Source organism: Microvirga ossetica (assembly GCF_002741015.1).
In the GTDB taxonomy this organism is placed as follows: Bacteria; Pseudomonadota; Alphaproteobacteria; order Rhizobiales; family Beijerinckiaceae; genus Microvirga; species Microvirga ossetica.
On sequence record NZ_CP016619.1, the window covers coordinates 386077 to 401165 of the forward strand.

13 protein-coding genes are annotated in these 15089 nt (G+C 61.4%); 7 read left to right on the forward strand and 6 right to left on the reverse strand.

Going from position 1 to position 15089, the window contains the following annotated elements; all coding sequences use genetic code 11:
- Positions 1 to 385: 385 nt before the first annotated feature.
- A complete protein-coding gene (ltrA, locus tag BB934_RS39890; RefSeq protein ID WP_237050102.1) occupies positions 386 to 1669 on the reverse strand; it encodes a group II intron reverse transcriptase/maturase in 1284 nt (427 codons plus the stop codon).
- Between the two features lie 1173 nt (positions 1670 to 2842).
- On the opposite strand from ltrA, the gene BB934_RS39900 reads away from it, so the two are divergent.
- Entirely contained in the window at positions 2843 to 3703 is an 861-nt protein-coding gene (locus BB934_RS39900) for a class I SAM-dependent methyltransferase (RefSeq protein ID WP_157934616.1), read from the forward strand.
- 86 nt (positions 3704 to 3789) lie between these two features.
- Here the strand turns inward: BB934_RS39900 and BB934_RS39905 are convergent, their stop codons facing one another.
- A complete protein-coding gene (locus BB934_RS39905) occupies positions 3790 to 5610 on the reverse strand; it encodes a PHA/PHB synthase family protein (protein WP_099515183.1) in 1821 nt (606 codons plus the stop codon).
- A gap of 343 nt (positions 5611 to 5953) precedes the next feature.
- Between BB934_RS39905 and BB934_RS50485 the strand changes: the two genes are divergently transcribed.
- Positions 5954 to 6523, forward strand: coding sequence for a hypothetical protein (locus BB934_RS50485; protein ID WP_157934617.1), 570 nt, complete (start codon positions 5954 to 5956; stop codon positions 6521 to 6523).
- Between the two features lie 208 nt (positions 6524 to 6731).
- On the opposite strand, the gene BB934_RS39915 is transcribed toward BB934_RS50485, so the two are convergent.
- Entirely contained in the window at positions 6732 to 7154 is a 423-nt protein-coding gene (locus BB934_RS39915; RefSeq protein ID WP_099515185.1) for an acyl-CoA thioesterase, read from the reverse strand.
- Between the two features lie 26 nt (positions 7155 to 7180).
- On the reverse strand, positions 7181 to 7369 hold the full coding sequence (locus BB934_RS51315; RefSeq protein WP_418294833.1) for a DUF1127 domain-containing protein: 189 nt from the start codon (positions 7367 to 7369) through the stop codon (positions 7181 to 7183).
- Between the two features lie 720 nt (positions 7370 to 8089).
- On the opposite strand from BB934_RS51315, the gene BB934_RS39925 reads away from it, so the two are divergent.
- Both BB934_RS39925 and BB934_RS39930 read left to right on the forward strand, forming a co-directional pair.
- Positions 8090 to 8344 (forward strand): hypothetical protein, encoded by a 255-nt coding sequence (locus tag BB934_RS39925; protein ID WP_099515186.1) that lies wholly within the window; start codon positions 8090 to 8092, stop codon positions 8342 to 8344.
- A gap of 60 nt (positions 8345 to 8404) precedes the next feature.
- Positions 8405 to 9295 (forward strand): LysR family transcriptional regulator, encoded by an 891-nt coding sequence (locus BB934_RS39930; RefSeq protein WP_099515187.1) that lies wholly within the window; start codon positions 8405 to 8407, stop codon positions 9293 to 9295.
- Between the two features lie 155 nt (positions 9296 to 9450).
- Here the strand turns inward: BB934_RS39930 and BB934_RS39935 are convergent, their stop codons facing one another.
- The gene (locus BB934_RS39935; RefSeq protein WP_099515188.1) at positions 9451 to 9819 is read right to left on the reverse strand and encodes a phasin family protein; all 369 of its coding nucleotides are present in this window, start codon (positions 9817 to 9819) and stop codon (positions 9451 to 9453) included.
- A gap of 762 nt (positions 9820 to 10581) precedes the next feature.
- Here BB934_RS39935 and BB934_RS39940 point away from each other — a divergent pair.
- Both BB934_RS39940 and BB934_RS39945 read left to right on the forward strand, forming a co-directional pair.
- Entirely contained in the window at positions 10582 to 12276 is a 1695-nt protein-coding gene (locus BB934_RS39940; protein WP_099515189.1) for an AMP-binding protein, read from the forward strand.
- 274 nt (positions 12277 to 12550) lie between these two features.
- Positions 12551 to 13363: a class I SAM-dependent methyltransferase gene (locus BB934_RS39945; RefSeq protein ID WP_173909563.1), complete on the forward strand. Its 813-nt coding sequence runs from the start codon at positions 12551 to 12553 to the stop codon at positions 13361 to 13363.
- Positions 13364 to 13392: 29 nt separating this feature from the next.
- On the opposite strand, the gene BB934_RS39950 is transcribed toward BB934_RS39945, so the two are convergent.
- Entirely contained in the window at positions 13393 to 13653 is a 261-nt protein-coding gene (locus tag BB934_RS39950) for a dodecin family protein (RefSeq protein WP_099515190.1), read from the reverse strand.
- Between the two features lie 448 nt (positions 13654 to 14101).
- Between BB934_RS39950 and BB934_RS39955 the strand changes: the two genes are divergently transcribed.
- Entirely contained in the window at positions 14102 to 14662 is a 561-nt protein-coding gene (locus tag BB934_RS39955; protein ID WP_157934618.1) for a hypothetical protein, read from the forward strand.
- Positions 14663 to 15089 lie beyond the last annotated feature (427 nt).

Sequence of the window (15089 nt, forward strand, 5' to 3'; positions counted from 1 at the left end):
CGGAAGTAAGCCAAGGGTCCGCCTAGGACAGGAACACCGGACCTCCTGGAAGGGCAGGTAATTTCTCAGCCTGACCGAGGGTGTGTCAAAACTCTTACATGCCCCGCCTCGACGAACTATTCGTACAAGTTCACGCTCATGTACCGGGGATTTCCCGGTCTATAAGGGCTTGCAAGAAATTAAATTGCTCCATGGAGCGGCCCGTTCGCGTTTTGACACACTCTCGGTAGAGTCGAGGTGTGGCGCGGTGGCGGTAGGATCAGCCTATCTGTTTCCGCCGCTTTCGCCGAGCGGTGCCTCACTAGCCGAGCCGTTGCTCCGTTTCCACACCCCGCTCATCGAACCGGACATGCAGATCTCCCGCATCCGGCTCTCGGACAAGACCTCACGCCTTCACCCACGGCACGTCGTGCCCAAGCCGGCTCAGGCGGACGAGCCCGAAGTGCCCGTAAAGATGCGAGAGGGGATAAGCCCCGCCCTTGCGTCGCCTGAGCTTATGCTTGGAGCGCAACCACCGGCGCAACCGCACCGCTGTGTAGGTGTCGAGCGCCCGATACGCCGGGTTGACGGTGCCTACTGAGAAGTAGTTCGCCCACCCGCGCAGCGTGCGGTTCAACTTGCCCACCAGCACTGTGGTCTCTTGCCATGTTCCCGCTCGGGCGGTCAGCGCGTGGATCTTCTCGACCATGCGCCGGATGCTCTTCTTCGAGGGCCGTTGCGCCAGGCGGGCCTGGCCGGTTCTCGCCGAATACATCCGTCCGAACGTGTATCCCAGGAAGTCGAACTCACCTTCCGGAACCTTGCAGATGCGTGTCTTCTCCTCGTTCACCGTCAGCTTCAGCTTGCCCATGATCTCGCGCAGCCGGTGCAAGGCCTCTTCGGCTTTGCCCTTCCTGCACAGGATCACGAGGTCATCCGCATAGGTCACGATGCGACTGCCGAGGCTGTGCTCCAGCCCGAGCTTCTTCCATCCCAGCACAAACCGGCGCATGTACAGATTGGCCAGCAAGGGTGAGAGGGGTGAACCCTGCGGGATGCCGCGCCGTTGATCGCGCGCCTCCGTTGTCCGTGTCGTCTGTCCTCGTGTGTCGGTTTCTTCCACGGGGCAGTCCAGCCACCCTCTGATCAGGTGCAGCACGCGCCGATCAACGATGCGGCGCGCCACTGACGTCATCAGCTCGGCATGGGGAATGCTCCCGAAGTAGTCCGCGAGGTCGGCGTCCACGACGTCCGGATGGCCTCGGAACAGCAGCTCTTCCACCTCGATCACCGCCTGCTGGGCATTGCGCCCAGTCCGGTAGGCGTAGAGTTCTGGTGGAAGGTCGGCCTCGAAGATCGGGTCCAGCACCAGCATCGCTGCTGTCATGCAGACCCGATCCCGCACGGTCGAGATGCCCAGCGGCCTGAGTTTGCCGTTGGCCTTCGGGATGAACACGCGTCTGATCGGGTCCGGTCGGTAAGTCTCCTGCCTGAGCGCAAGCGCCAGTTCACCCAGCCACCGCTCGACCCCATACGCCTCGATGTCCGCAAAGTCCTGACCGTCGCCACCCGGTGCGCCCTTATTGGAGCGGCACTGGGCATAGGCATGCGCCAGAATGTCCTCGCGGCTGATCTTGTCGTACAGGGCGTAGAAGCGATAACCGGCTTCTGCCTTCGCTTTCGCGTGCAACGCCGTCTGCAGTTTCTGAACACTCTTCGGAGTTGATAGGTTGCCCAATCTCCAGATCCCTCACCACGTCGTGCGTCTGTCTTGAACTGAGGTCCCTTTCCTCGACCAGCGTTGACTGGCTTCAGCGGTACTACGGACCTCTCCGCCACCCCAGGGCGCCCGGCCTGTCCCTCGCGGGCCTCCGGTTGGTCATCCCTGACCACGTCCTGGGGCTTCCCGTGTTGCGTGCGCTTTCCTTGTGTCCATGCTGCCGCCACTACCCCGGTGCAGCGCCTGGGCGTACTCTTTGCTCATTCACCCAGCCGTATCAGCCTTCCCCGAAAGGGTTGTCGGGTCGGCCTGCACATCGTCCTTTTCGAGGCTTGCTCAGCGTTCACTCACGTTGCGGCCTGCACACTCGCGCGGTCACCAATTCGTGACCCGCTATCCGAAGGCTTCAGCCATTTCGTTACCTCCATGACTGCTCCGGTTGCTTCCGGCTGGAGCGGTGGCCGGGTGGGACTTGCACCCACTGGAAAGCGCCGCCTTGTCACGGCGCACACCCGTTACAGACCTTCCGAGGTCTAGATTCAGGAATGGGTCAGCTCAATCGGCAAGTCCCTGGCGCATCCTCGTCGTCCAGCCTCCACTCGGTCAGAACCACCGTCTTCTTTCCACTACATCGGGGGATTGGACCATCGGCTTAAAAGCCATACGTCATGGAGGACCACTCTCCAGGGGGCAGACCAGTGGGCAGTCATCGGCAGATTGTAGGGGCAGGGCGATAGGCGTACTATGACCCATGAGCATGCGGCCGTGCATCCGCGTCGGCGCGATATATTCCGATCGGCGCTTGCCGGTCCTGAACAGGGACAAGCGCCCCGTTGCATCATCTCGCTGGGTGACGTCGCGGTGATATAGGACGGCCATTATGCCGAGACTGCTCTGAGAGGCATCTCCGAACCGGGCGGGCCGCACTCTCAGCCTGGTGGCCCTCGTCCCTGATGGTCCAGGAACTCACCTTCAAGGGGGACAGGACGATACGCGTGCCCGCCTCGCCTCCGCAGAGGCTAAAGCTATGCCAGTGCAGGATCTAAATATCCGGGATCGCGCGAATGCCCGGCGGCAGCTCGCCAGGGCAGCAAGGTTCTCTCTGAGGCGGCCCCTACCGCCATCGAGAGAGCGAGCACGGCGTTGACCATCCGCCCGAAAACCGGCCGCTCTACTGCGGATCTGGACTGCGTCGAGCAGACCTTACTCATTCCCCTGGCCGCACGCGTGCTCGCTCGCCGCCTTTTTCCCAACCAGGGCTTTGCTGACCCGGCTGCCGAAGCGATCGCCGCGCGCCTTGCTTGCGACCTCACCCCGTTCGAAGCCGATCGCGAGATGCTGCGGGGCTTGGTCGAGCGCAGTCTGATCTTGGATCAGCTCTTACGCGACTTCCTCAACCACCACCCTGACGCTCAAGTGCTCAGCCTCGGGTCCGGCCTATCGACCCAGTTCGAGCGCCTTGATAACGGCCAGCTCCAGTGGCTGGATGTCGATCTCCCCGCGGTCGCGGAGTTGCGACGCACCCTGTTCCCGCCCCACCCGCGCAGGCGCCTCGTGAGCGCCTCAGTCGCAGAGGCAGGCTGGACCTCCATCCTCGGAGATCTGCAAGGCCCGACTTTCGTGGTGGCCGAAGGTCTCTTGATGTATCTTGAGCGCGCGCAGGTTTTTCAGTTGGCGCGAGACCTCGCCGAGGTGCAAAATGGCGGCCCGGTGGAGTTCGCCTACGACTACTACTGTGCCCAGATGGTGGGACAGGCGTGGCTGAACTCGTCCATGCGCCGGCTCGGGGCCGAGTTCAAATGGGGTCTGGCGGGCCCGGAGGAGCTGTCGCTCGGCGAGCCGCACTGGTGTGTAATCGACACCCACCCGGTGATGGAGCGGCTGGGTTGGCCATACGACATTCTCTGGTCGTCGTTTCGCTTCTTCACGGGCGTTCGACCCTATGGCATCGCCCATTTGAAGCTCTTGGACGACGCCCCAGGGGCATGCGGATCGAGTGTTTGAAGGAAGCTGTGGCGATCGAGACGGGCCGACAGCCGTCTGAACGACGAAGCTGATCGTATGAGTGGCAACGGCAGGTGCCTCGGTGCTCAGCTCTTCACCCGAACATAACTGCCGGGCGCATCCTCGATGGGCGTGAGCTTACCGCCGCCGATCTCCCGGGCCAGGACCTGCCTCCTGTCCTGTGCCTCGCTCCAGGCCTGCCAGTCCGGCCACCACGAGCCCGGATGCTCCTCTGCGGCTTCGAGCCAAGTCTCGAGCTCTCCCACGGGCGGCCCGTCGGTCCAGTATTGGTACCGGTTCCGTGTCGGCGGGTTCACAACCCCGGCAATATGGCCCGAGCCGGTAACGACAAATCGGACGGAACCACCAAGGAACCGTGCCCCTAAGAACACCGACCGCGCCGGTGCGATATGGTCCTCCCGCGCCGCCAAGTGGAAGATCGGGATCTTCACCTTCGAAAGGGCGAGGGTGACGCCGCCGATCTTCATGCGTCCCTGCGAGAGATCATTGTTGATGTAGCAACGCCGCAGATAAAAGCGGTGGTTCGCTGCGGGAATGCGGGTCGAATCGGAGTTCCAGTACAGCAGGTCCAAAGGCAGCGGCGTCTGACCCTTCAGGTACACGTCGACGACGTAGGGCCAGATCAGATCGTTGGAGCGCAACAGGTTGAAGGCTGCCGCCATCTTGTGACCGTCTAGATACCCGTGCCGGGCCATGTCCCTCTCGATCGCGGCGACCTGTTCTTCGTCCATGAAGATCCTTAAATCGCCGGCCTGGCTGAAGTCGACCTGAGTGGTGAGGAAGGTGGCACTCTGGACGCGGGTGTCCCGTGTCGCTGCCAGATAGGCCAACGTGGCGGCAAGCAGGGTTCCACCGACGCAGTAGCCGAGCGCATGGATCGCCCGCTCGCCGGTGGCCTGCTCGACCGCGCCCAGCGCCTCCAGAATGCCATCATGCATGTAGTCCTCAAAGGACTTGTGGGCGAGTTCCTTGGTGGGGTTGACCCAGGAGATCATGAACACCGTCTGGCCCTGGTCCACCGCCCATTTGACAAACGACTTCTCCGGGCTGAGGTCGAGGATGTAGAACTTGTTAATCCACGGTGGCACGACCAGAAGGGGCCGTTTCAGGACTTTCTCGGTCGTCGGAGCGTACTGGATCAGCTCCATCAATTCGTTACGGAAAATGACCTTGCCGGGGGTGATCGCCAGGTTCTTGCCGATTTCGAACTTAGTCGTGTCGGTCTGCCGAATCTTGAGGTGGCCGCTCCCGCGCTCGATGTCTTCGGCCAGGAGCTGCATGCCCCGCACCAGGTTCTCACCATCGGACGCGAAGGTCTCGTGCAGCAGCTCCGGGTTCGTGAACACCCAGTTTGAGGGCGCAATCGCATTAATGATCTGCGTCAGGTAGAAGCGAGCCTTGTTCCGGGTGCGGGGTTCGAGATCTTCGGCCGTATCGACCAGGGATTCGGCCCAGTGCGAGGTGATCAGGTACGATTGCCGCAGCAGATCGAAATAGGGGTTTTCTGACCAAGCCGGATGCTGAAACCGGGGATCTTCGGGCAGCGAGACGGCAAGGGGCCTTACGTCGCCGTTCTCCAGTCCCATGAGCCGGCACATCGAGGAATGCCACAACTCCAAACAGTTATTCCAGAGTACAACTTGGGCTTCCAACACCTTGTGGGGCTGTTGCAGCCAGGCTTGTTGGAGTTGAGACAGTGTCTTGAGAGCTGGAGCGAGATCATCGTGCAGGGTGAAATGCGTCAGATTGATCGCATGGGGGTGCAGAAAGACTGCGGCGGCCTTGCCTGCTTCCTCACTCAGCCGTGCCATGTTGTGCGCAAAACGCTGCGGGTTCCTGATTTCGAAGCCGAGGGTTCGTGCTGCCTCATATTGTTCCTGGCCCATTCTGAAGCCTCAAGTACAGGCTGTCACTGCCCACCGCAGGACGAGATCCCAGTCAATCATACCACGAGTCCTGCTGTAAAATATTAAACTTGACTTAACGGACCGTGTCCGAGCGAGTTCATCCCGGCCCAATGATCAATTGCTTTGGGCTTGGCCATGCCGCCAAGCTTTGTGCCCCTGGCGCACCGCTCCACGGCTATGAGGCATGACCGCCTATGTTGACCCGTTTCAGACGCTGACCTTCCGCGCTCCGGTGACGATAGGGGATCCGGTGCACGTTCAGGTGGAGGGCATCGGCATTATCCCTGAGCGGCTTCGCACTCGCCATGCTGGTACGCGCCACGTGGATGAGGAGATCGTCTTCGATGGCGAGGCACTTGTGAAAGTGCCATCCGCCGCAAGCAGCCTCCCAGATACCCGCGATGAGCCTCAAACCGCGGCTGACTCACAGGTGCGCAACCCATCACGGCCGGAGGGCTGGTCCGCGACTTTGCGCGCGGATGGGGCGCCAGACGGAGGCTTGGAGAACCAGCAGGAAGGCCCCAAAACATGCAGCTGTGCCGCAGGCCGGAGATTGAAGACCACGGATAATCAGGTACAACTGAGTGATCCTTCGGTGGTAGCGGAGGCGCACATGATCTCCCTTGAAGATTTGATCGGCTTCTGTGATCTCACGCCCGAGGAGGTCCAGGTCGTGGCCGAGCACGAGCATGTCTCACAGGCCGCGGCTGCTGTGCTTGGCAATTACCTGCTCCAAAGCCCGCGCAGGTGCGAAACGATCCGCGACATGGTGATGGATGAGATTCGCGCGGCCGTTCGGCAGCACGATGTTGCTCATGCCCGGCAACTTGTCTCGACGCTGCGGCACCTCCTGAACGAGCATCCGAATGCAGCATTCCGCCAAGCTGCGTGAGACACAACAGCGGGATGCCCGCGCAGATACAAGACGTGCGCTCTCTGTATTGGACGTCACGAGAACGGCTATCGGGTCCTGCTGATACGCGACAGGGCAGGCGCGCTTTCGTGCCGCCGAGAGATCCTCAATCCTACTCTCCTGATCATCCCACCTTCGGGCCTGATCGATCGGACCGTTCGGGCGTAATCGAATGCACAGCAGAATGTCATGAGGGGCGCTCGCCTGTTCCCCCCAAAGGGCAGGGCCGCCCGTTCTCGTTCACGGCCACAAAGACAAACTCCGCCTCAGTCACCTTGAGACGGGTTCCTCGGCCCTGCCGCAGCACCCACACCTCGACGTTGAGGGTGATGGATGTCCGTCCGATCCGGATCGGATCGGTATAGCAGCAGACTGCGTCACCGGCTTGTACCGGTTGGAGGAACGCGATGTTGGACACCGCAACCGTGACGACCGAATCCTGTGCGTGCGAGGCTGCCGTCATCGAGGCGGCAGCATCCATCAGAGCCATGATCCAGCCCCCAAAGATGTCGCCGCGGGGATTGGTGTTGGCCGGCATGGCAAGGGTGCGGGACGCCAAGGCGCCCCGCGGCTCGTCGACGATATCTCGCTTCTGAACTGCGTGGTTCATGCTGCATCCTTCAGGTGTGGTTCGCCTCAATGGGTGGGAACACCATCAATGGCGGTGGGACGCGATCGGGCGGCCTGACGCGCGATGTGTCTGATGTCAGCGCGGCCGATGCCAAGGTCCGACAACTCGCGTTCGCTGAGGCTTTCAAGCTCTCGGATGGTCTTGTGGTATGTGAGCCATCGTTGAACCTGTGTGAGAACAAGCGACATCAACATGGGCAGGCTACCTCTGTGAGAGTTCGAATGGGGCTCAGCGCCGACAGCCTCTAGTCCCTGAGGTGCGGGTAGCGCCGCATCATTTCAGCTTGCATCGCCCGGGCTTCGGTCCAGACGCTGGTGGCCATGCGGAGCGAGGTGAGGACGATCACGGCAAGTCTCCGAGCGCGGGTTCGACCAAGCACCTGGTGCGGACTCGCGCCAGATTGTCGGTGATCAACCGCCGATGGAAACGAGGCGGACACCGTCGTGGTCTGATTCGCATGAATGGTGGGCAGGAGCACAGTGCATGGAGGCTCTGCAGAACGACATTGGGTCTCAAGCCTGGGGTGCAGGTCGGCCCTGAGGGACCCGGGCGGAACCGTTTGAACTGGCATGGGCCATCTCCTGTGGTGTCAAACACCGATGATCCCGAGCGCTTCCGTGAGTGTTCTTGTGAAGAGCATGCGCGTGTTTGCTGCGTTGCGGCATACAGGTCAGAGCATATGACCTATGCGCAACCGGCACGGAACTTCGCCATGAGGCCGAAGGATAGGACTGTTCCACTGGTGGCGTTCAGGACACCACGCCCTGCGGCAATGCTGACCTTGTCTATTGTGCATTGCAACATGTATTGTGCGTTGCAGCATCATGCGTCTTTGATGTTGCAGCCCTTCGGGGCGTTTCCTCCCTGAACTTGGCCGCTCTCCGGAGCGGCCCCTTTTGTCAAGCAGGTGTCCGATGATCCTTCTTCTAAACCTTGCTGCGGACATGGCACTGTTGGCACTGGAAAGCCAAACCATCATCGGGATCAGGCTGGCCCGTCTGACCCTCGGCGGACCGGCCGCCATGGCAGAGGCCGAGCGGATGGTGTCCGAGAAGGTCTTTGCGCTTGGCGAGGCCGCGACGACGCTGGCCACCGGTGGGTCGGCCCATGATGTCGTGCGGGGCTACCGCCGGCACGTGCAGGCGAACGCCCAACGTCTCACAGGCTGACGTCAACGGGGACGCCACGTCTCCCGTCCCCGTATTCCGCTGTCATCGCGAGGGACTGCCTTGGATTGGGACAAGATCAAACTCTTCTATGAGGTGGCGGAAGCCGGGAGCTTTACCCGGGCTGGTGAAAAGCTCGACCTGAACCAGTCCTCTCTCAGCCGCAGCATCAGTGCCCTGGAGCGGGATCTGAACGTTCCGCTCTTCCATCGTCACGCCCGTGGGCTCATCCTGACCGAGCATGGTGATGCCCTGTTCCGGGCAGCGCTCGACATGCGCCGGTCCGTGGAGGTGACGCGTCAGCGGTTCGCCGAAACCAGTGAACGGCCCGTCGGCGATCTCAAGGTCACGGCAACCGTCGGGATTGGTGGCATCTGGCTCACCAACCGCATCGCGGAATTCCTCGACCTCTACCCGGAGGTCAACGTGCAGCTGATCCTGACCAACGACGATCTCGACCTTGCCATGCGCGAGGCCGATCTTGCGATCCGGCTCCGGCGTCCGGTTCAGCCGGATTTGATCCAGCGGCGCCTGTTCACCATCCACTACCATGCCTATGCCGCGCACGCGTATCTCGATCACTTCGGCGAGCCCAAGTGCCTGGAGGATCTCGACCACCACCGCATTGTTTGCCTGGGCGGCAACCAGCCTGCCTTCATCCTCGACCTGCACCGGCTGCCAACCCTCGGGCGAGACCCCAAGTCCCCACGCGCGAGTCGGTTTGTGGTCAATGACAGCCTGGCTCTCCGGCATGCGATCGAGACAGGCGCCGGGATCGGCATGGCGCCGGATTATGCCATGGGCGACAACCCGAAGGTGCGACGGGTTCTGGAGGAGGTCGACATGCCAGCGCTCGACAGCTACCTGGTGTATCCGGAAGAAATGCGCTCGGTCGCGCGGGTTCAGGTGTTTCGCGACTTCCTCGTCACGAAGGCGCAGCGCTGGGTCTACTAGAGTTCTGCCAGATCAGGTGGCCAAACCCGGAAAATGCGGTATGAGGCGTCGGGAACGAGACCGATCCGGAAGCTGGATCAATCTGATGCCAACCCAACAGACAAAAACGCCCGGCATAGGGGCCGGGCGTTTTGAACAGGCGGATGAAGAACGCGTTACTTAGTGTGAGCTGAAGCCTTGGCCGGGACCATTGCGGCCATCGCGGTCGAGCGAAGAGCATTGAAGGGCGCGAAGCTGTCCTGAGCCAGCTTGGTATAGAGTTCACGGGTCTTGGTGGCTTGAGCGACAAAGCCCTTGTGGGTGCTCTGGACGTACTCAGTCTGAATCTCGATCGCCTTCTCGAGCGACCTGACGCCGACGAGCTTCTCGAACATGGCCGCGCTCTGCTCGAACGACTTTCTGGCATAATCGGCTGTTTCAACAGCGATCGCCTTCGTGCCGGTGGAGGCAACCTCAAAAGTCTTCAGGGTGGTGCCGAAGCTGTCTTTGCCGAGCTTCTGGATGGTCTCAAACTGCTGGTTCATGATGGTTCTCCGAAGCTGGGCGCGGCGCCCGCTGGTGGGTCTCGCCGTTCAAGTCCTCGGCTGATCCTTTATTGTGCAATGCACAATATGCGCAGAGGTCAGCCTCGATAGGATCTTGTTGCGGGAACACCTGCCGGGTAAGTCCGATGCGCGGTAGGCACGGGGGTAACCCAACTCCTATCGCCGGTGTCGATTTGCACCTCATGATTGGACTGGCAGCCAGTGACAAATCAAGGACTTAGCCAAGACTGAAGTGCAAAGCTTTGTATTTCAGGTGAGACTTTTTGCGTTTCATTTGAGACTGGCCAACCGGTTCACGCGGGGTGGCGAAACTTGCATGGCGGGCTCGGAAGCCTCCATTCGCTGGAGGCCACTCCTGAGCGGCTCAGCGAGACGTGGCAGCTCGCAGTTAACAATGGGCGAATTTTTGTTTGCAGTTCATGCGGGACTGACAGCCTCCTCAGGCTCACATGAAGTGCGCGAATTACCGTCCAAATTGCCCAGTCCTTTCAAGAAGTGCAAATCGACACTTCTGGAGCCCAAAGGGAGTTAACAAAGGCTCATCCGGACAAATTGCTTCAGATTGGATGGAGGACGAGACGTCCGATTGGCCCGCCCGTGAATCGACGGAATTCGACAATGCTGTCGTAGGTGCAGGTCTTGCAGGCTTACCGAGCCGAAATGCCATCTAATCTTGTCCGGCAGCTGGCTTAGCCAGCCTCGGCTGACCGCAGGCCATTCACGGTGAAGAGGGAGGACAAAATGGACAACTTACTGCCTGGCTTTATCCCTAGCTATGTCCATGGTGCCAACAACGAACCGCTGCTCGGCCTGACCATCGGGCAAGCGCTGGACCGTACCGCTGCTACCTGGGCAGACCAACCCGCCCTGATTGCACGCGCCCAAGATATTCGATGGACCTGGCGCGAGCTGAGGGACCAAGCAGATGCCTTTGCAGCTGGCCTGCTCGCACTCGGCCTCCGGCGCGGCAACCGGATCGGCATCTGGTCTCTCAACCGCGCGGAATGGGCGCTAACCCAGTTCGCCGCCGCGCGGGCAGGGCTGATCCTGGTGACGATCAACCCGGCCTATCGGCTGTCCGAGCTGGAGTTCGCCCTCAACAATGTCGGCTGCGCGTCCCTGGTGACAGCGAGCGCGTTCAAGAACAGCGACTACATCGGGATGGTCAATGCCCTTGCGCCGGAGCTCGCCGCTTCGGTGCCGGGCCACCTCTCCGCAGCGCGGCTGCCGCAGCTGCGTGCTGTGATCCAGATCGGCGGACCGCCCGTGCCAGGCGCGATCCCCTTTGACGAGGTCGCCGCCCGGGGCGGCGAGGCCGAGCGTGCCGAGCTACGCGAGCTCCAGTTCGACGACGCGGTGAACATCCAGTTCACCAGTGGCACCACCGGCTCGCCGAAAGGCGTCACGCTGACCCATCACAACATCCTCAACAACGGTTACTTCGTCGGCCGTGCCATGCGGCTGACTGCGGCGGACCGGATCTGCATCCCGGTGCCGCTCTATCACTGCTTCGGCATGGTCATGGGCAACCTCGCGGCGCTGACCCACGGCTGCGCCATGGTTTATCCAGGCGAGGGCTTCGACCCGCTGGCGACCCTGGAGGCGGTGCAGGCTGAGGGTTGCACTGCGCTCTACGGCGTACCCACCATGTTCATCGCTGAGCTGGACCATCCGGAGTTCGCACGCTTCGATTTCAGCGCCCTACGCACTGGAATTATGGCAGGTGCGCCCTGCCCAATTGAGGTGATGCGACGGGTGGTAGAGCAGATGAACATGCGCGAGGTCACCATCGCCTACGGCATGACGGAAACCAGCCCGGTAAGCTTTCAGAGCGCCGTTGATGATCCGACGGAGCGGCGCGTCTCCACAGTCGGCCGGATCCACCCGCACCTCGAGGTGAAGATTGTAGACACAGAGGGACGCGTAGTGGCGCGCGGCCAGCCGGGCGAGCTCTGCACGCGGGGCTACTCCGTCATGCTCGGTTACTGGGGCGATGCCGAGAAGACGGCCGAGGTGCTCGATGCCGCGCGCTGGATGCATACCGGTGACCTCGCCACCTTAGACGACGAAGGCTACTGCAACATCGTCGGCCGCATCAAGGACATGGTGATCCGTGGGGGCGAGAACCTCTACCCGCGCGAAATTGAGGAATTCCTCTTCCGCCACCCAAAAATCCAGCAGGTCCAGGTCTTTGGCGTCCCCGACTCGAAGTACGGCGAAGAACTCTGCGCCTGGATCAAGATACGCGAGGGTGAGACGATGGCGGAGGAGGAGGTGCGGGCCTTCTGCCGGGGACAAATCGCCCACCAGAAGATCCCACGCTACGTCCAGTTCGTAGACGAGTTCCCCATGACTGTCACCGGCAAGGTCCAGAAGTTCATCATGCGTCAGGCGGTGGAAGAGCAGCTCGGGTTGAAGCCCGACGAGACCGCATAGAAGCAAGGATCTGTGTTGGAGTTGTTTCCACTTGTGTGGAATCATCGCTCGTCGCAAGGCGAAGGGTCTACTGCGCGATCCGCGCTGCCTGCGCAGCCCGGCCCACTGCGCCTCGCTGACCCCACGACTGCTGATCCAGCAACGTCGCCAGTACGATGCCTCGGTGGTATCATGATCGGGCAGCGCTGCGGCCTCATGCAGGCTGAGGAACCGGGCTGTGCACGCGAGTCGCTATGGCTTGGGACGTCTCACCAGACCGTCCGGGGAGCGCTGCATGTCCTCGTCTCACTACACCCATGGAACCAGCCCCGAGGAGCAGCAACGGCTCACGGCGATGAACCATCTCCTCAACGAGCGGTTCCTCGCACAAGCCGCTCTCGCCCCCGGAGAACGCATCGTTGATTTCGGCGCTGGTCTGGGCCAGTTCTCGCGAGCCATGGCCAAGGTAACAGGCGTGCCGGTTGTGGGGATCGAACGCAGCAATGAGCAGATCCTCGAAGCGAAGAGGCAGGCCGACGCTGACGGCGAAGCCCATCTCATCGATATGCGGCAGGGAAATGCAGAGATCGCACCTTTGACCGACGGCGAGTGGGGCGCTTTCGACTTGGCGCATGCCCGGTTTCTACTCGAGCACGTCTCCAATCCGCTGTTCATCGTGCGAACCATGGTTCGCGCTGTGCGCCCGGGCGGACGGATCATCCTGGCGGATGATGACTACGACGTGATGCAGCTCTGGCCGGAGCCGCCGGGGCTGGCCCCGGTGTGGCACGCTTACCAGCGCACGTACGACCGCCACGGCAACGATCCTATTGTCGGCCGCCGCCTCGTGCAGCTTCTGCATGAGGCTGGCGCGCAGCCCCGGCGGAACACCTGGGTGTTCTTTGGCGGCTGCTCCGGGCAGTCGGACTTCGAGGGTTATGTCAACAACCTGATCAAGATCATCGAGGAAGCCATCGACGAGATTGTCGAGACCGGCACCCCGCGCGAGACCGTACAGGCTCTGCTGGATACCCTTGCCACATGGCACAGGCGACCGGACGCTGCGCTCTGGCACGGCGTCGCTTGGGCCGAAGGAGTGAGGATCTGACGTGACGGAGCCAAGCTGACCGAGGAACGTTATTCCAGCCCCAAGATCTCCTCGCTTCCCATGCTCCTTGTGCTTCGGGCGTTGGCGCCCTCATCGAGCTGGAACGCAATCTTCAGGATGACCCTGAACTGGGTGACCTGATCGTTCTCCACGACGGCCTCGAGCTCCTTGACCCAGACGGAGCGTATGTTCCGCACCGTGCGCGAGGCTCGCTCGACCGCCTGACGGGTGGCATCCTCCCAACTGTCGGACGACTGGGATGATAGCTCGACCATTTTCACGATCGACATTCTTCCCTCCTTTGCTCCGGCGCCGGAATAGGCGCTGAGAGGAAAAGTCCTGCGAGAGGGCTGCCGTTCCTCAGCTATCGCGATCTCGCCGAGATGCTGCAGGAACGCATTGTCGAGGTCGATCCCTCCACGATCTTCGTCCTGTGAGAAAATCCTCTGGGAGCTCCGACGTACTACAATAGCCGGAGCCTTCGTAGGGAGATCAGGTAATGGACCCTGTCGATCCGCAGGTCTCAAGTGAGACGGTTCAAGCATCCTGCTCAGACCTATCGCGGCTGAAGCGCGTTCGGCTGGTGCAGGTCGATCGCCGCCAACTCTGCTGGACCATGCTGGATGCGAGCACGATCCCGGCTTCCGCTGGCTGACAGGGCTGCTCACCGTCAATCATCACACCCTGTCCGACTTTCGCCTGGTCCACCATGACGCGTTGGACGAGGTCTTCACGCAGGTGCGTAGGATCTTGAGTGCGGAGGGGCTCATCACCCTGCAGACCGTCATGCATGACGGCACAAAGATCACCGCCCAGGCGGGTCCGGGCTCGTTCAAGCAGGAAGAGCAGATCAGCAAGCATCTGACTGCGGCTCGCGAGCATGTTACGGCTATGGGAGATCCCCGCAGTGAGAACCAGACCCCGCGGCAAGCCGCAGCTCGCGAGCGGGCGCGACGCGAGCGCGTGGAGCGGCTCGAACAAGCCCTCGTCAACGTTCAGCAGATCAGTGTCGCCAAACGCCCCGGCTATGCTCGCGCGAGCACGCGACAGATCGGCGTGAGCACGACGGATCCGCAGGCGCGGATCAGGCGCCATCGGGATGGGCATTATGGCTTGAGCTACAATGTCCAGATCTCCACCGATGCCGCTCATGGCATCGCCATCGGCTTGCATGTCGGGCAAGCTGCTTCTGATGACGAATATCTTGTCCCGGCTGTGGCGCAGATCGAGGAGCGGCTTGGCCGGACGCCCGAGCTGATGGTAGTGGATGCCGGCCCGCCCCGGGATCATGGGGGCTGATGCCGAGCAGTCAAGTCTTGAACCGCAGAATCTCCGGAGCTGGAGAAGGATCAGGCGGCTCGGGTTTGGATAGGGTGCGCTTTGGCAAATGTAAGGTGTCCCGCAGCCTTGTTTCGTCTGGCCGGAAACCTTGTACGGCCGAACCGTTACCAGCCTGCCCCACAAAACCTCATGCTCTCCCAAAGCGCATGCTGGGCCGAGCGTTCAAATCTGCCTACGCTCTAACTCCACGCAATGTACAATCGTGGCAGATCTCATAAGCGGGGTTTACTTTTACCCCCCACAAAGACCGGCAATGATCAGCACGACAAAGGTCAGAGAGCCAATTTCTGCAATTGGGTAGCAGTAATGACTCATCCTAGTGTTCTGTCACATGGCACACCCGCCGTGCTGAGAGGGTCTGATGGACAATGCCATAATAAAATTG